The sequence below is a fragment of the Roseobacter sp. HKCCD6576-2 genome, from assembly GCF_013179285.1.
Taxonomy (GTDB): Bacteria; Pseudomonadota; Alphaproteobacteria; order Rhodobacterales; family Rhodobacteraceae; genus Rhodophyticola; species Rhodophyticola oceani.
On record NZ_WVNW01000003.1, the window covers coordinates 212073 to 229834 of the forward strand.

Below are 17762 nucleotides of genomic sequence, written 5' to 3' on the forward strand. Positions count from 1 at the left end.
ATGGCGCATCAGATTATTCAACCGGAGGGCTGGGCACCTGCGAAGGGCTATGCCAACGGGGTCTTGGCCCAGGACGGCACGCTTTATGTTGGCGGGCAGATCGGTTGGAATGGCGCGCAAGTGTTTGAGCACCATGATTTCATCGGTCAGATGGAACAGGCGTTGCGCAATATCGTGGCCATTGTCGAGGCCGCAGACGGGGCGGTAACAGATATCACCCGATTGACCTGGTATGTGACGGATAAGAAAGCCTATCTTGCGCAGCAGCGGGAGGTTGGCGAGGTGTATCGTCGGGTTCTCGGGCGGCATTTCCCGGCGATGACCATGGTGGTCGTGGCAGGGTTGATTGAGGATAAGGCGCTGGTCGAGATCGAGGCCACCGCAGTGATAGCAGGGGCAGATCTATGAACCGGGTTTTTGTTTGTGATTATCGCCGCACGCCGATTGGCCGTTATGGCGGGGCCCTGGCCTCTGTCCGGCCGGACGATCTGGTGGCGATCCCGATCCGCAATCTGGTCGAACGGACACCGGCCTTGGTTGAGCATCTGGATGAAGTGATCCTGGGCTGCGCGAACCAGGCCGGGGAAGACAACCGCAATGTGGCACGGATGGCGGTGCTCCTGTCGGGCCTGCCGATCACGGTGCCGGCGCATACGGTCAACCGGCTTTGTGCGTCCGGTTTGGACGCCGTGACCGCCGCCTATCGCGCGATCAAATGCGGCGAGGCGGGGCTGATCATCGCGGGCGGTGTTGAAAGCATGAGCCGCGCGCCCTTCGTCATGCCCAAGGCAGAAGCCGGATTTTCGCGCGCCAATGCAGTTTATGACACGACCATCGGCTGGCGCTTCGTGAACAAATTGATCGAGAAGCAATACGGCATCGATAGCATGCCAGAGACCGCCGAAAACGTGGCCGCCGATTACGGTGTGTCACGGGAAGACCAAGACACGGTCGCGTTTTCCAGCCAGACCCGCGCCGCACAGGCGCAGGAGAGCGGGCGTCTTGCAGAAGAGATCGTGCCGGTCACGATTCCGCAGCGCCGGGGTGATCCGGTATCCGTCGAACGGGATGAGCATCCGCGTCTAAGCCCGATGGAGAAGCTTGCGGCCCTACCGACCCCGTTCCGGGAGGCAGGCACCGTGACGGCGGGCAATGCGTCCGGCGTCAATGATGGCGCGGCGGCGTTGCTGATCGCATCGGAAGAGATGGTGGACAAATTGGGCCTGACGCCCATGGCGGAGGTCACCGGTGCGGCGGCCGCCGGTGTGGAGCCGCGGGTGATGGGCATCGGGCCGGTGCCCGCGGTTCAGAAACTCTGCGCCATGACCGGGCAGGATGTGGCCGATTTCGACGTGATCGAATTGAACGAGGCCTTCGCCGCGCAGGCGGTTGCCGTTTGTCGTGAGCTTGGCCTTGACCCGATGGCGGCGCATATCAACCCGAATGGCGGCGCGATTGCGTTGGGGCACCCCCTGGGCATGACCGGCGCGCGTTTGGTGGGAACCGCTGCGGTGGAGCTGACGCATAAGGGGCAGGGGACTGCGCTTTGTACCATGTGTGTTGGCGTCGGGCAGGGGGCGGTTTTGTCTTTGCGGTCCGTCGCTTAGTGCGCCAACCGCTCGGCGCTTGCACGATTATCCCCAAGCTGTGTTGGCACCGTTGAACTTGCGCTCAATGGTTGCCCGCGGCAGAGATTTGCCTCGCAGCACCCGGCTGCGTGGTTTTATCCCATTTATATGCCCCCGATAATTGTTTCATAATCAACCAATGGGGATATGATCTTCATCAGCATCCAGGTTTCCGACCGGAACTGATGGTATCTGCCCGGACGAGGCCGTCGAAAGCAGAGGATTTCAAACGTGACATGTGAGTCATCCGCCGCCCGCCGTATCGTGAACGATCCCACATTGAGTGCCGCGCAGAAGGCCCGCGCCCTGTCGCTTGAGGCGGAAAATGCCCTGGCCTATCCAGAGATCGACGCGGAGACGCGGGCGGCCCTGGATGCTCGGGTGATCTGCGACATGTATGAAGGCCATGCCCCCTACAAGCCGCGCTATGTGCTGCCGGACTATTCCGTGGTTCTGAAACAGGGCAGTGCGTGGCTTGAACTGCCCGCGCCGCAGAGTTTGGATGAGGCGATCCATTGCCTGATGATCGCCTATCACCATGTGCCGTCGGTTACGGGCATGCCGGTTTATATCGGTCAGCTTGACGATCTGCTTTTGCCATTCTGCGACGGCGTCTCCGACGCGGCGCTCTATCAACAGATCAAGCTGTTTTGGCGCTATATCGACCGGGTGCTGCCCGATGCATTTTTGCACGCCAATATCGGGCCAAGTGACAACCGGGTGGCGCGAACCATTCTGCGGCTCGATGCTGAGTTGCAGCAGATCGCGCCGAACCTGACCTTTCGCTATGACCCCGACGTCAGCAGTGATGCGATCCTTGAGCAAGCGATTGCGAATATCACGATCTGTTCGAAACCTCATATCGCCAATCATCCGTTGCATCAGGCGGTCTTCGATGACGATGGCTATGGAATTGTCAGTTGCTATAACGCGCTGCCCATTGGTGGAGGTGCCTCAACACTGACGCGGGTCAATCTGGCCAAGGTGGCGGAACAATCGCGCGACGCTGACGATTTCCTGACGGTGGTCTTGCCGCACTATGTTGATCTCAATTTCCGCCTAACGGAGGCGCGGGTCGACTATCTGTTCAACCAGTCTGGCTTTTTCGACAGCTTCTTGGTGACCGAAGGGTGGATTGACCCCGACCGCTTCACCGCGATGTTTGGTGTCTTCGCCATGGCCGAGGCGGTCAACTTGTTGCAGGAGAAAGCTGGAGCGGATGGCCGGTATGGGATGGATGCGGCCGCGAATGAACTGGGGCACAAGATTTCCGCCCGACTGGCCGAGCTTGTTGCGGCGCGACCGATGGCGCATGTCTGGCGCGGGCGCGCCATGCTGCATGCGCAGGCAGGCCTATCGACCGATACTGGCTTCACGCCGGGTGTACGCATTCCCTATGGTGCCGAGCCCGATCCGGTGACCCATGTGCGGGCCCTAGCGCCGCATCACCAGTATTATCCCTCCGGGATCAGTGAGATTCTGACCATGGATGAAACGGTAAAGGCTAACCCGGCGGCCGTTTTGGACCTGTGCAAGGGCGCTTTTGCCAATGGGTTCAGGGAGTTTACCGCCAATGTCGGCGGCAATGACCTTGTGCGTGTGACGGGGTATATGATCCGGCTCTCGGATCTGGCCGCGTTCAATGATGCCAAAGGTTCACGCACCAACACCACCGCCTTGGGGGCGGAGGCCGCCGACCAGACCGACATTTTGAAGCGCAAGCCGAGGGTGGTGGCCAATGAGCTCCTTGCAGGCGCGGATTAGCAACATCCTCACCTGGTCTTGCGTCGACGGGCCGGGCAATCGCATGGTCTTGTTCATGCAGGGCTGCAACTATGCCTGTGCAGCGTGTCACAACCCATACACGATCGGTCAGTGTGATCATTGCGGTGACTGTATTCCCGCATGTGAACCCGGTGCGTTGAGCCTGGTGGATGGGAAGGTACAGTTTGATCCGGGTATCTGCACCCACTGCGATGCCTGTTTGGATGCGTGCCCGATCAGCGCCAATCCGATGGCCCAGCTTTATAGCGTCGAGGACATTCTGAAGCTGCTGCGTGAGCATCAGAGCTTTCTGTCTGGCATCACGCTATCGGGCGGCGAGGCGACGCTGCAATTACCATTTATTCTGGCGCTTTTTGCGGCCATGCAAGATGATCCTGAGCTGGCGCATCTGACCCGTCTTGTGGACAGCAACGGTCATCTTGGCGCGGCAGGATGGCAGATGCTGTTGCCGCTGACCGATGGGGTGTTGCTCGATATCAAGGCGTTTGACCCCAAGCTGCATCTGACGCTGACCGGACGCAGCAATGACCGATCTCTGGCCAGCGCGAGGTTGGTCCATGCGGCGGGGAAATTGCATGAACTGCGTTTTTTGATGGTGCCGGGGAAAACGGATAGCGCCGCAGAAATCGCGCGTCTCGTCGCGTTTGTCCAAAGCTTGGGCGGGACAGTTCCCATTCGCTTAAATGGGTTTCGGACCCATGGCGTCCGAGGTGAAGCGACCGAATGGCCGATGATGCCGCGGGCCGATCTTGAAGCGACGGCAGATATGCTCACGCGTTCAGGTTTGGGGCCTGTCTCGTTGCCGGCACTTTAACGGATATATGCGTTTCAACCCGGGGCGTGATCGCATCTTTTTCGTGCAGAAGCGGACTCTTGGGTCTCACATCGCTTCGTCTAAGACGGCCTCGATCTGATCCAGAAGCTCTTCGACCATGGGACGGCACGCCGACCAACCTTCCGCGTTGATCGGTTTCCCTAGGAGCGTTTCAACCTTGAGGGCAAGATCACCCAACTCTTTGAAGCCAAGGGTTGGTGCGATGCCGGCGGTCTTATGCGCCCGCATCGCGATTTCTTTGATAAGACGTGGCTCGGGACCGCGTTCATCGACCGCCAACATCAGTGTTTCGATCTCAAGGCACCGGTCGCCGAGGCGGTCGAGAAAGCGTTCACGAACACTGTCCAGCACCGCCACGGCAGCTTTGGTTGTCGCGCTCATGAGCGATCTACCTTGGCCAATGTTGGTGTCATTACCGTGCCAGGCTTTCCGCAAAACCCGTGAAATGCCGCGCGGCCGAGCGCGCATTCAGGATGGCTTCATCTAGAATGCGGGTGGGCGATGCCATGTGCAAGGCTTTGCACCCAACAGCGGGGCCGACCGTCACCATAGGAAGATGGATATTCAGCTCATCATAGATGTGACCGAACTCCGCAATGCTCATCCGCAGTTCCTCACCCAGTTGGAAGGAATCAACCGCTTCGACTCGGGAGAGCAAGCAGACGAAATCACCCTTCCCGGCATAGCTGATCATGCGGCTATGGGTCTTGAGGCAATCCGAGATGCAGGTTGCGACATCGATCATCACTTCACTGAAGATCGAGGCACCTGCTTCATCAAACAGCTGCTGGCCATTGATCACATGAAAACCGACCGCTTTGGTCGAGAGCGCGCGGAACACGCCAAGCGTTTTCAAGTAGTTCTCCATCGCGAGATACTCGATCGTCCCGGCCACGCGCTGCATCGGGATCTGATCTGCGAACCGGTAGGACGGTTTCGCGAACACATCCGCGCCGCCATGGTTTATGGCATGCTGCGTCCGAATGCGCTCTCGCACCAAGGTATGCAAGACGCCCAAACGCGTGTTGATTTCGATCTCGTCGATTGGCTTGGTCAGATAATCCGTCGCCCCGGCTGCGAAGGCGCGATCGATATGCGCCCGGTCAGACATGATCGTGTTCATGACGATGGGAGCTTTGTCATACTCCGGCATCGACCGAATGGCTTCACAGAGCTCAATCCCATCCATACCAGGCATTTGGATATCCAGGATGAAGCAGTCAAATGGGATCTGTGCTTTGGAGATCAGATCGAGCGCCTCCGCGCCAGACTCAGCGAAGGTGACGTTGGAGTAGCCCATATTGGACAACGCATCTTCGAAGAGGACCAGGAACTCTGGATCATCATCAACTGCCAGGATTTTCATGTTTTGCCTCTGATCTCGTGCGCGGGATGCCGGGCGGCATAGTGCGCGGGGGTCTTGTGTTGCTAACTATAATTAGCGGGAGACAATGGCATAAATTGGGCGTGACTGTTCACAGATCGAGGAATTTTTGGCACCAAACCTAGCCTCAATGGCGGTCAGACTTATAGCGACCGCTTGAGTTGTTCAGAGCTTGGCCCAGGCCGCGCGGATCTGCGCGCCAAGGGTCATCGGGTCGAATGGTTTTGTGATCACAGCTAAAGCACCGGTTTCCAACAATTCTTGCGACAGCGAATCTTCGGCCTTTGCGGTCATGAAGATTGTTGGAGTCTCGGCGTAGCCGGGCAAGGCCTTTACCTTCGCCCACAGATCGGGCCCGGTCATTCCGGGCATCATCACATCTAGCAGCAACAATTGCGGGGCAACGCCCTCGATTTTTTCGAGTGCGTCAGGGCCGGAGTTGCATTGATGCAAGGTGAAGCTGTCGACCATCTCAAGCGCCATCCGGGCGATCTCAAGGATGTCTTCATCGTCATCAACATGTAGAATCGTTGTTAAATCAGACACTTGTATCTTCTCCGGTTGGAACGTTCTTTGTGGGGCGTCGTTTAAGCGACTGCGGATCTGGGGGCGTCGTCTACATCTTCTTGCGAGGCACTGTGCTTGGCCAGTTCGAAGTAGAAGATGCTGCCTTTCCCCAGCTCTGTTTCAAACGCGATTCGCCCGCCATGGCGCTGGATGATTTTCTTGCTAATGGTCAGGCCAAGGCCAGTACCGGGGCGGGACTGTTCTTGCACATCTTCGACCTGGAAGAAGCTGTCGAACAGCGTCTTGTGCGCCGACTCGGGGATACCAGGCCCATGATCTTCAACGCAGACCCGCCAAGCCCCGGCGCAGTCTTGAATATAGAGATTAACGTCAGCGCCAGCGGGGGAGAACTTGGCCGCGTTCGACATTAGGTTCGACATCACCTGCATGAGGCGTGCTGAGTCGCCGTGTACTTCAGCCGCGCTGCCCCAGTCGTTGACAACGAAATGGACCTGACATTCTTCACCATAGCCAGCGTTGGCTTCGGCGGCTTCGCGGAGCAAATCGCGCAGGTCGAGCGTGGATTGAGAGAAGTCCATTTCGCCGGAGTCGAGCTTTTCCAAAACCAAGATGTCGTTAACGATCTCGAGAAGGCGGTCGCTATTGCGATGGGCGACAGAAATCATACGGGCGATCTCAGGGCCGAGCTCCCCTAACGCACCGGACTCAATCAGACGCAGCGCACCTTTGATGGATGTTAGGGGCGTCCGCAATTCGTGGCTGACCATTGAGACCGAGTTCAATTTCAAACGTTCCGATTGCTTACGTTCCGTAATGTCGCGCACCACCGAAATGAGTGTCGGTTTGCCATCGGGTCCAGCATCGATATGGGTCAGTATCTCGATTGGCCCCTGATCATGGACAACTTCAATCGTGACTTCTTTTGCGTCGCCGTTCAGCAGGGGGGCCAGATACCGTTCGAAGAGACCTTTGTCGAACTTAGTGAAGGTGTCGAACATATGCTTACCTTCGATCTCTCCTGTCGACCATCCAAGGCGCTTTCGACCATTTTTGTTCACATAGATGATTTCAAAGGTCTCGGGGTCATAAACAATGACGCCGTCGGGAAGGCCCTCGATCACCGCATTACGCCCTTCGCTGGCCGCTTCGGCGCGAGCATGTGTCAGATCCGTGCGGATCGAAATGCTATCGGTATGCGTGCCTGATTTGTCGAAACGTGGAATGATCGTCGTGTGGACCCGAACGATCCGTCTGTCCTTTGTAATTAGGCACTGTTCACCCTGCCAGGCGCCGCCTTTGGAGACGACCTCGAAGACCTCGCGAAAGCTGGCCTCGTCTTTAAACTCTCCATAGAGCATCGACGGAAGCTTGCCGATGACTTCTCTCGCATCATAGCCGAAAGTCTTCTCGAAGTTTTCGTTGATCTCTTTGATTCGGCCATCGGCATGGGCGACGCTCACGATTGTATGTTTGTTGAGCGCCTGCTCCCGCAGGTCAATGGCCTCATCGTAAGCACCTGAAAATGCCCAGTTATAGTCTGGATCAGTCGACTTTGCGTAGGCGATGCTTACAACAGTGATCAACGCAACCAGAGCGGAGGTGACAACGAACAACAGCATGAAACGTTCCGAGCCCGACGCGGTGATGGCCGGCACCCAGCTATAGAACAACATCGTCAGCCCCAGCGAGATCGCTGTGTTGCTCAAAACCAGAGCAAATAGGGAGATTTTTCGTATCCGTTTCATAGGTCTGCCTCGGTACTTCAACCACTCGTGCAACAATTCTAGTGCGGGCACTTTCTTTGTTGAAAACTTGCGCAACAATCGGGCCTAAATAAGACATAATAGCAATGGTAAAAGGCAATTGTCGGGCAATTGTGGTCAATGTGCTGCAGCACCTCGGGTCCTGATAGGGGCTGCAAGTTCTACACGAAATACGCTTCCCTTGTCTTCGGTACTGGCAACGCTGATGGTACCACCTTGCATCTCTGCCAGGTGCTTCGCGATTGGCAACCCAAGCCCCACGCCGCCATGTCGGCGGCTGTTTGAGGCATCAAGTTGTCCAAAGCGTTCAAAGACATGCTTCAGGTCTGCCTGAGGAATGCCGCATCCGGTGTCTTCGACTTCGATCCAAGCTCGGCCTGGGGCGGATCTCGTCCGGACCGTTATCTGGCCCTCATCGGTGAACTTAATAGCATTCCCAATCAGGTTTCGAAGAATCTGGCTTAGTCTTTCGGGATCAGCTACAATTTCTTTCGCTTGGCTATCGATCTTAAACTCGATCTTCTTTTCCTTCGCCGTAGACTGGAATTGTTGCACGACCTCTCTGACAATTGGATCAAGTTCAACAGTTTCAACCGTTACTTGAAGGGTGCCTTCTTCGATCGCGGCCAGGTCCAGAATGCTTGTAATTAACCCTTTCAGGTGTTTTCCGGAAACCTCGATATGCTGTGAGAACTTTTCGATATCGCCCTTGAACTGCTTGATGTGCTCCATGGCACCCGCGACATTGTCGCTTTGGAGGTTTTGAACGGTCTTCTTGAAGCTCGGCAAAGAGTCCGGGTTTCGCAGGAAAGCATTGTACCCCAAAACAACGGTGAGTGGCGTCCGCAACTCATGACTGACAGTGTTCAAAAACTCGTTCTTTGCGGCATTTGCGGCTTCGGACTCGGCAAGAGCCTCCTTAAGCTCTGTAATGTCGACCCGGAAGCCAACCACGCTGCCCGATGGCGTTTTGCGTTCAACAATCCTCAGCCAGCGTCCATCAGCCAGATGCTGCTCCATAACCTCGCCGGGGTTGCGGTGGGCCTCTACGCGTTCGCGGATCCAGTCTTCCTCCTGACCTTCCGCTTGCGGGTACTGCCCTGTCTCGACGCCGTACCTAATAATATCTTCGAAACGGGTCCCGGGAACCATCCGTTCGGCAGACAAAGAGTAAAGGTCTTTGTATTTCTGATTGCACATCACCAAGCGATCGGAGGAATCGTAGAGGGCGAACCCATCATCAAGGGCTGCAATCGCTTCGGAGAGCTGCGTTTCCGCCGCATCCTTTTTGTCAAAGGCCCACCTGAACACCCTCATCAAGATGAGCGAGGCGAAACACAATGCCAAAATCGTCGCCCAGAGCTGAACGCGGTTTGGCGGAGTCGTGACCCAGCCGTTTTCCGGAGCCATGGATAGAGTCCAATTGATGCCTGGGGCGACGACAGACGTTGAAACTGGGTCGAGGAATAGAACACTCTCCATCCCATTTAGGATGCTACCGTCCGCCGCTTGAACGACATAGGCGAAACCGGCACCATCATTGGTGAGTCCTGCGGATCTAAAGAGGCCGTCGGCATCAATAACCAGCGATACGACGCCCCAAAAGCGATCCGCCGCATCGCTTGAGAAATATGCATCGCCTGATTCGTAGGCGTTGACAGCGGAGCGTGTGAGAAAGCCCCGCCCGCCTTGGACAAGATCAACAGGCCCGTCGATCACCGTCTCCCCGGTGTCAATGGCCCGCTGAACGGCACCCATCAGGTCTGGTCGCTGACTGATATCCAGGCCAAGAGCCGCTTGGTTCGGAGCGAATGGGTAGACATATTCAATGACCAGATCCGGGGCGGCGGCCACGTTGATCACATCATCGGTATTTCTCACCAGCTGGCCGACCACTCGTGCGAATTCCGCCGCCGACATATCGGGTTGCGCGGCGAATGCGGCCATGGCGCCCTCGGACACCAATATCTTCTCGTTTATCTCGCGCTCAAGCGCGGACTGGAATCCGTGATTGACCTCGAGCAATGCCAGCCGTTGATCGACACGGAACTGTTCCAAATTCTGCCTGTCGAGAACGACGCCAAAAACCAGCGCGATCAGAACCACCGCGATATAGCGCATATAAGGGCCTATTTGCTTCAAAAGCGTCATCGCTTTCCTAACGTTTTTCAAAGCCAGACGGCCACCGCGTTACCGCTCTTCAACTGGGCGCTTACGACCCATAGAAATCAATGGTGTCCAGAGAGGTTAACAAATCGTTAACAAAAGAGGTTTGTCACAAACCGCTGGTAGGTTCTGGCCTTGGTATGGCGCATTTGCCCCATGTATTTCAGTGGCATGAAGAGCATGAGGCCCAATTGAAACTGTAAGTTCCATTAACGAGGTAGTGTGCTCACCGCTAACGTCCACTGTCTGGTACATCTGGATCGTAGGGGGCTGCGCTGGCATGATCACACGTGCGGAACCGGCGTACCTGATTGGTCTATGAGCGAAGCGATCCCCTGTGACCGGAATACGTTTCTCATGATCGACGTCGAACGGATTGTGTTGTGGCGTCGTCAGATGCGCGTGAGAGTGGGCCTGACCTTGACCTCCTGATAGTCCTCTAGCCCAAACAGGCCGCCCTCGCGACCGTTGCCCGATTGCTTGTACCCGCCAAAAGGGGAACCGTAGTTCACGCCAATCCCGTTGATGGTCACGGTTCCGGCACGCAGCTGATCTGCGACGCGCTCCGCACGCTTGGTATCGCCGGTATGTAGATAGGCGGCCAGGCCGAAATCGGTATCATTCGCAATGGCGATCCCCTCCGCTTCGCTGTCGAAGGGGATGATGACCAGAACGGGGCCGAAGATTTCCTCGCGCGCGATCCGCATCTCATTGGTCACATCGGCAAAGATCGTGGGCCGGGCATACCAGCCGTCTTCCAGCCCCTCGGGCTTTCCAAGACCGCCAACCAATAGGCGCGCGCCTTCTTCGATGCCAACCTGGATCATGGCCTGCACACGGTCATATTGAATCTCGTCAAAGAGCGGTCCGATGTGGTCGCCCGGCTTTGCCGGGTCGTCCACGATTTGCGCGGCCCCGGCGCGGGCGACCAATTCCAGAACCTGATCATAACAACTGCGCTCGACCAGCAGCCGGGTTGGCGCATCGCAGGACTGACCGGCATTGTAGAAACACCCTGCGACTGACGTGGAAACGGCGGCCTCAAGATCGGCATCGGCGAAGATCAGATTGGGGGATTTGCCGCCGAGTTCCAGTGTCACGCGCTTGACGGTATCGGCGGCGTCTTTTGAGACCTGAACACCCGCGCGGGTCGAGCCTGTGAAAGACATCATATCGACATCCGGGTGCCGTGACAGGGCCGCGCCGACGGTGGGGCCGTCGCCGAAGACCATGTTAAAGACACCGGCGGGATAGCCCGCCTCATGCACGAACTCGGCGAAGAGCGCAGCAGAGAGCGGTGTATACTCCGACGGATTCAGAATGCAGGTCGCCCCCGTCGCCAGCGCCGGGATGGCTTTGAGCACGATCTGGTTGATCGGCCAGTTCCAGGGGCAGATCAGACCGCAGACGCCGATGGGTTCGCGGGTCAGAATGTCCGAATTGGGTAGGGTCTCACGCTCGGGCTGCTCTTGCAGCGCGTCGATGAAGGCTCGGATATGGTGAATGCCGCAAGCGGCCTGCACCTGGCGGGACATGGTGATGGGTGCCCCCATTTCTGTGGTGATCGCCCGGGCCATCTCTTCCAGCCGGTCGGTAAATACCTGCGCCAGCTTTTCCAGCAAAGTGATGCGAGCATCCTTCGGCGTTTTAGAGAAGCTGCCAAAGGCGCGGCGTGCTGCTGCGACGGCGCGATTCACATCCTCCGCAGATCCCAGCATCACCTCGCCGATCTGGGTGTTGTTGGCCGGGTTCTTGATCGGAAAGGGCGTGGCCGAGATCGGTTTGACCCACGCGCCATCGATATAGAACCTGTTCAGCTTGATCATTTGTCTGTGGCCTCCCTTTGTTGGACGCGCAGAGGTCGGAACCGGCTGCCTTTGCGGATCTCGCGCTGCTTACTCCGCCGCGCGCCGGGCGGCGGGCACCACCTCATAGCCGGGCTCTTCGGGTTCACCATCGGTCATCTCGTCGGGGAAGCCGTCAGCCAGGATCGACAATCCGGTCGCATCCTCCAGTCGCCGGATGATGTTGGGCGATAGCTCGCGCGGGCCATAGCGCGCAATGCCATCGTCGAAGATATCAACCATCAGCGGGCTGATCTCCAACGGTACGCCGTTCTCTTCGGCGATCTTCTGAAACAGGCCGATATCCTTCTTTACCAGGTCCATCGTGAAGGAGATATCACGGCTGCCATTGAGGATGACTTGGCCTTCGGTTTCGGCAACGAAAGACGTGCCCGATGAAATCGTGATCGCCTCATAGGTTGTGGCCAGGTCGATCCCGGCGGCTTTCATCGTCACCATGGCCTCAGCCAGGGTGATCAAGTTCGCCGTGGCCAGATAGTTGGTCATCACCTTCAGAACCGAGGCCGAACCGATCTCGCCCGTATGCAGCACACGACGGCCAAGCGTTGTCAGCATCGGCAGCATCCGCTCGAACGTCTCGCGGTCGCAGCCTGCGAAGATCGAGATATTGCCGGTTGCCGCGCGATGACAGCCGCCGGAGACCGGGCATTCGATGGGTGCGGCCCCTTTGGCACGCACCAGATCGGCGATCCGTTTGACCTCGGTCTCGTCGGTGGTGGACATCTCGGCCCAGATTTTGCCAGCGCTGAGGCCCGACAGAACACCATCCTCCGCCTCCATCACTTCCGAACAAGCGGCAGGCGAGGGCAGGCAGGTGATGATAACGTCGCAGGTCTCTGCCAGTTCCTTGGGGCTATCGGCACGGTCGGCCCCCCGGGCGACGAAGTCCTGAACCAGGTCTTCGTTCAGATCACGGACCGTCAGGTCAAATCCATTGCGCAAAATGGACCCGGCCAGTTTGCCGCCCACATTGCCAAGACCAATAAAACCAACCCTCATGTCGTATTCCTTCTTATTCTAAGCTGCCACCCCCGCGCGTTTTGCGCGAAGGCAGTTGCGGCCTACGCCCGCTCAAGGTCGGAAAAGGTGTACTCGACCTCGTTGAACGCATTCCTCGCAAACCCATAGGCGAAAGAAACGCCGTCTATGCCCGCCGCTAAGCTATGTTCGGCATTGCCGGGAACATAAACGCCTGAGCCTCGGGTGACACGATGATCCGTTCCATCGATTGTCACGATGCCGGACCCCGAGAGGATGAAGTAAAACTCGGCTGGCGGGTGCCGATGGAGAGCCAGCACGCCGCCCGACGGGATCTGCGCAACGCCTAGAACCAATTCAGAGGAGTCCATCCGGTCACTGCAGATCAACGTGCGCCAGGTTGCACCGCCATAATGCGGGCCGAACCCGCCTTCGATCGGCAGATCATCCATATGGACCACATGCCGGCTGTCACTCAGACGTCCAACATAGTTGTCATTCGCGGCGGCCTCCGAGGTGAAGATCTCGGTCTCAGGTGATGGTGCTGACATGTCATTTCCTCCCATTGCGATCGCGCTCGCAGACATGAACTCGTGGCGATATTTGACTGATTGCACATGAAAGAGAAACGAATAATAATCGGGTTTATGTGCAAAATTTTTAGGGTATAGAAATGCAGACGCGATCACCGAATCTGACCTGGCTACGCAGCTTCGAGGCGGCGGCGCGGCTGTTGAATTTCACCGAAGCGGGGCGCGAGCTTGGCCTGACACAGACCGCGATCAGCCTGCATATCAAGTCTCTCGAAGCGACCTTGGGTTGCCAGTTGTTCATACGCAAGGCACGCCATCTGTCGCTCAGCGCGATGGGGCAGGCCTATCTCCATTCGGTCAGCGAGGCGCTGGCGAATATTGATCTGGCCACGACAAGCCTGTTTGGCCCGCTCGCCCGGCAAACGATTACGGTCCGCGCGCCGATTTCGACAGCCGCCTTGTGGTTGGGGCCACATCTGCCCGCCTTCACCAAGGCACATCCGGGCATCAGTGTGCGTCTGATTTCGACCATTTGGGCGACATCGATCTCCGATGAAGAGGTCGATGTCGATATCCGGCAGGGGGTCGGTCATTGGCCGGGGCTTGAGGTTGAGCAAATCTCGACGGAGTCCATTGTTCCTATTCGACCGAAAACCTCCCCAGTGGTTCAGGTTGGCGACCCGGCGTTCCAAGACATGCCGCTCATTCAAATTCTCGGATATGAGGATATGTGGGATCGGTATCTCTCGGCCCATGGGCTTGAGGCGCTGACCTCCAAACCGGCGCTGATCGTCGATACGACAGCGGTTGCAATCGCCATGGTCGCGGCGGGTGGGGGGCATGCGGCGATACAAACCCGCTTTGCGACAAGTGCGATTGCCGCTGGTATGGACATCTCCATCGCCGAGGACCCCGCCCCGTTCCACCAGTCACATTTCCTGATCCGCCGGAAAACCCAACGCCAGCAAAGGCCCGAGGTCGAGATTTTCAGAGAGTGGCTCAGGTCGATTTTCTCCGATACCGCGCCGGGTCCTGTGCTCTAAGGCTGCTAATATCGCGCGAGAGATCCGGCCTATCGTGTTTCCAGAGCGGGGCGAACAGGCATGCCGTATTAGGAGCGCGCGGTTATCCGGTCCAAGACAGGGGCTTGCTACCCGGTGCGATGTAGACATTGATTGCAATGGAATAGACCACCTCTGTGCTTGATCACATGGGTAGGCAGAGGGCATGTAGGGAACATTGTGATGTGGATGAACGAAGCAGAGCTGCGATGCAACTTGTAGCGCACCAACCAAGGGGTGACACGGCATTGCTCAAGACGGTCAGTATGCGGCGTGCGCCCACAGCAGAAGAGCTGGATTGTGCGGCGAATGGGTTCATCAATCACATCTTTGATTTCTAAAAATATCTCGGGAAGATTTGCCAATTGAGCAAACGATACAGATGACCGGCTTGAAGCGAAAAATCATTATCCATATCGGCCCGCATAGGACTGGCTCGACGGCTCTGCAGCGCTACCTGATGCAGAACCAAGACGCGCTCGCCGAGCATGATGTCGGTGTGTTGCACGACAAGCGCACCCATGAAGCGGCGCTGCGGCTGGCTGGAAGGGACTTCGAACAGGCGCGTGAGCTTTTGGACATGATCCGTCTTGACTGCGGTCAACTGGGCACAAGCCAAGTTGTGCTGTCTCAAGAGGATTTTTCTGGCGATCTCATTGGTCGGGGGCAGGGGCGGCGCGTCTATCCAACGCTTGCGAAGAACCTACGCATCTTGACGGCAGCGTTTCCAGAGGACCAGGTTTCGTTCTTGTTTTTTCGGCGGCAGGAGGAGGAGTGGCTCAGGAGCTGTTATGCTCAACACGTCAAGTATCGTGACAGGTTTTCAAGCCTCGAAGAGTTCATTGGCTTCATAAAAGAACCGCTCAACTGGGACTCAGTGTTGGCACCTGCTGTCGAATACGCGCAAGAGCGGCTTGTGATTGCGGACTACCAGAAAGAAGATCCGACACACTGCGTTCGGGAACTGTCCACGCTTCTCAGAATCCCGATCATCCAACCCAGTATAGGACAAGATGAGGCTGGGGCGAATGTATCCTCGTCGCCACAACTTCTCGCGGAGTTGGAGCAGGTTAATCAACTGGCCTCGATGCGGAAGCTGATCCCGTTCTACAAGAAACGGATCGCCCGCCGGGAGCAACCGGATGATGGACTATTGGCCTCAAATTCGGATGAGGTGACTTGGCCGAGAGGGTTGCCTCGGCGTGGGCCCATTGGCCTTGAAGCCCTTTACGACCGCGTGCTGTCGCAAGTACCGGAACAGCCGAACTGCCCGGATATTTTGCCGGCCGTCGATTGCGACCTGACGGAACTGGCAACCAAGATATTGCCGGCCGATGTCAGCTTATCAGAGAAACCCAGAGCCAACATCGAAGATCAGGCGGAGATTCTGCGATATCATCTGCGCGGAAAGAGTGAACTCGCGTTTCTGAATGCGTTGGTCATCAGCTACTTACGGAGAGATACACCGCATACCGAGAAGGCCCGTACGCTGTTCCAGCGTATTTGGAAGGAAGCTGGCGAACAGCTCAGATATGAGTTGAGCACGCGATGGCTGATATCGACATTGCAGACGTTTCTCGACCATGGCGACAACGAAGCACAGAAGATTGTGGGTGCAGCCGGGTTTTTCTATGCGAATATGATCAAGATTTACGAAGGCGAACGCGCGCTTGAAGGACGGGCGCCAGACGAGACCTACGGGTCGAATGAGCCTACGACGAAGAACATGTTCCGCGGCCTCGATCGCTATACGGTTGGGGGTACCGATTTGCTCCTGAACACAAACGCTAAGCTGCTGGAGCTTTGTATGCTTGATCGGTCGGCGGGCGCGGTGCTGAGCGAGTTCCTTCTCCGGACCAAGCATAGTGGCACCGTTTTCTCCAGATTTGACGACACGCGAAAGGCGGCGGACATCTCTGTTCCGAATTTTGCGGATACCTGGAGCTTCTTCGAAGAGTAGAGTCCGCTAAGGTGACATACCAACCGGTGGCCCTAGGTATGTACTGTCTTAAAGAAGTCCTTGTTGAGAGAGCGGTGTTCTTCCAGGTCACTTGGATACACTGACGCCGCCGATCATCGTCAAATCTCTGCGTTTGCGCGGGTCAGAGTGGCATCTGCTGGCCACGCCTTTGAACGGAAGATGGGAATCAGGCGCGGACAGTGTTGGTCCCCAACGCTGTCCGCGCCCATGTGGTGCACGAATGCGGTGTTCAGCATCTGTTGATCTGAGGCTCGGTTCTTAGGCAATAGGCCGAACATCAAGCCCAAGCTTGTCTTCAATGTTCTCAATGTCGATCATAAAGGCTTCAGCCGCCACTTGCGACATCGCTTCTGGGATGGAGGCTCGATGTTTTAGCATATCATCGGTTTCGAGAGCTTGTTTTAGTGTGTCTTCAGAGAATCGTATGGCGGATGACCCGGGGCTGAAGAATAGCTGCGCAATCTTGGCTTCGTCGCTTGGAAATCTGGGCGCGGCCCAGACCCGGATCATAGCGGGGTCGAGCCCGTCAAATAGTCTCGCGATCGTCTCATACCAGGAGTATTTGTCCGGCGCGGTCAACATCGGGTTGTTCGGCAACGGGCACATCTCGTTCTCTGCCAAAACACGCGCCCACGTCGCCGCATCCGATATCACGATGTTAAAATGCAGCTCATGCCCCGAAAAAATGGACACGAGGTTCTGCACCCGACTTGCCCCAGCCGCATATACCTTTCGGCCCCGAAAGATAGAACCGTCGGAACAAAGCAGATTGTGCCGGCTTAGAACAAAGAGATCTTCTTGCCGTTCGTGCCGGTTCATCTCCTGCAGAATCTTAGAGTTCAGAGCCTCATTGATAAGCGTTTCCTGCACAGCCTTCCGCAACTGGAGGCGATACTGGCTTGGCGAGATGAGGACAATCTGACGTTTTCGGAGATTTCTGCGTTCGGTTTTGATGGCGATCTCTAGGTATCGAGGCAAAATGCCATGGGCTCCGACGTGAATGTTTATATCTGCCACGAACCCACCCTCTCGCCATTCGTTCGATCAATCGCAGCCGATTTAGCCCTGCATGCGGGGAGCACTGCGGCATCGGTGCACAAATGCCATGACTGACGGTGTGCTTCAAGGTTGGGCCCGTCTGATCAGAGTGTCTAAGTCGGCGCAGGCAGACAACAATCTCGCTCTTATTGCATTAGAGCAACGCGTTAAAGGGCTCACCAACTTTCTTCTTGCACCGTTAACCTTGTAAGCAGAT

Annotated in this window: 15 protein-coding genes; 6 read left to right on the forward strand and 9 right to left on the reverse strand. The window is 56.9% G+C overall.

Annotated features, from left to right (window positions below; translation table 11 throughout):
* From GTF44_RS13645 to GTF44_RS13660, 4 genes are all read left to right on the forward strand, one after another.
* A complete protein-coding gene (locus GTF44_RS13645) occupies window positions 1–408 on the forward strand; it encodes a RidA family protein (protein ID WP_171561775.1) in 408 nt (135 codons plus the stop codon).
* Window positions 405–1607, forward strand: coding sequence for a 3-oxoadipyl-CoA thiolase (gene pcaF / locus GTF44_RS13650; RefSeq protein WP_171561772.1), 1203 nt, complete (start codon window positions 405–407; stop codon window positions 1605–1607). The genes GTF44_RS13645 and pcaF overlap by 4 nt, the downstream gene beginning before the upstream one ends.
* A 252-nt stretch (window positions 1608–1859) precedes the next feature.
* Window positions 1860–3392 carry a YjjI family glycine radical enzyme gene (locus GTF44_RS13655; RefSeq protein ID WP_171561769.1) on the forward strand — a complete coding sequence of 511 codons (1533 nt, stop codon included), beginning with the start codon at window positions 1860–1862 and terminating at the stop codon, window positions 3390–3392.
* Window positions 3367–4227, forward strand: coding sequence for a YjjW family glycine radical enzyme activase (locus GTF44_RS13660; RefSeq protein WP_253261305.1), 861 nt, complete (start codon window positions 3367–3369; stop codon window positions 4225–4227). The genes GTF44_RS13655 and GTF44_RS13660 overlap by 26 nt, the downstream gene beginning before the upstream one ends.
* A 66-nt stretch (window positions 4228–4293) precedes the next feature.
* Here the strand turns inward: GTF44_RS13660 and GTF44_RS13665 are convergent, their stop codons facing one another.
* The 8 genes from GTF44_RS13665 to GTF44_RS13700 form a co-directional block, all read right to left on the reverse strand.
* Complete coding sequence (locus tag GTF44_RS13665) at window positions 4294–4629, reverse strand: Hpt domain-containing protein (protein WP_171561765.1); 336 nt, start codon at window positions 4627–4629, stop codon at window positions 4294–4296.
* A 31-nt stretch (window positions 4630–4660) separates the two neighbouring features.
* Entirely contained in the window at window positions 4661–5614 is a 954-nt protein-coding gene (locus GTF44_RS13670) for a PleD family two-component system response regulator (protein WP_145216588.1), read from the reverse strand.
* A 183-nt stretch (window positions 5615–5797) separates the two neighbouring features.
* A complete protein-coding gene (locus GTF44_RS13675) occupies window positions 5798–6178 on the reverse strand; it encodes a response regulator (RefSeq protein WP_290151313.1) in 381 nt (126 codons plus the stop codon).
* 41 nt (window positions 6179–6219) lie between these two features.
* Window positions 6220–7905: an ATP-binding protein gene (locus GTF44_RS13680; RefSeq protein ID WP_171561763.1), complete on the reverse strand. Its 1686-nt coding sequence runs from the start codon at window positions 7903–7905 to the stop codon at window positions 6220–6222.
* Window positions 7906–8040: 135 nt separating this feature from the next.
* Window positions 8041–10074 carry an ATP-binding protein gene (locus GTF44_RS13685; protein ID WP_171561760.1) on the reverse strand — a complete coding sequence of 678 codons (2034 nt, stop codon included), beginning with the start codon at window positions 10072–10074 and terminating at the stop codon, window positions 8041–8043.
* A gap of 407 nt (window positions 10075–10481) precedes the next feature.
* A complete protein-coding gene (locus GTF44_RS13690) occupies window positions 10482–11915 on the reverse strand; it encodes an aldehyde dehydrogenase family protein (protein WP_171561757.1) in 1434 nt (477 codons plus the stop codon).
* 69 nt (window positions 11916–11984) lie between these two features.
* The gene (locus GTF44_RS13695) at window positions 11985–12953 is read right to left on the reverse strand and encodes an NAD(P)-dependent oxidoreductase (RefSeq protein ID WP_171561754.1); all 969 of its coding nucleotides are present in this window, start codon (window positions 12951–12953) and stop codon (window positions 11985–11987) included.
* 62 nt (window positions 12954–13015) lie between these two features.
* Entirely contained in the window at window positions 13016–13483 is a 468-nt protein-coding gene (locus GTF44_RS13700) for a cupin domain-containing protein (RefSeq protein ID WP_171561751.1), read from the reverse strand.
* A gap of 122 nt (window positions 13484–13605) precedes the next feature.
* Here GTF44_RS13700 and GTF44_RS13705 point away from each other — a divergent pair, with 122 nt between their 5' ends.
* Window positions 13606–14508: a LysR substrate-binding domain-containing protein gene (locus GTF44_RS13705; protein ID WP_171561748.1), complete on the forward strand. Its 903-nt coding sequence runs from the start codon at window positions 13606–13608 to the stop codon at window positions 14506–14508.
* A 400-nt stretch (window positions 14509–14908) separates the two neighbouring features.
* Window positions 14909–16486 carry a hypothetical protein gene (locus GTF44_RS13710; protein WP_171561745.1) on the forward strand — a complete coding sequence of 526 codons (1578 nt, stop codon included), beginning with the start codon at window positions 14909–14911 and terminating at the stop codon, window positions 16484–16486.
* Window positions 16487–16765: 279 nt separating this feature from the next.
* Here GTF44_RS13710 and GTF44_RS13715 read toward each other — a convergent pair whose 3' ends face one another.
* Window positions 16766–17524 (reverse strand): hypothetical protein, encoded by a 759-nt coding sequence (locus GTF44_RS13715; RefSeq protein WP_171561743.1) that lies wholly within the window; start codon window positions 17522–17524, stop codon window positions 16766–16768.
* Window positions 17525–17762 lie beyond the last annotated feature (238 nt).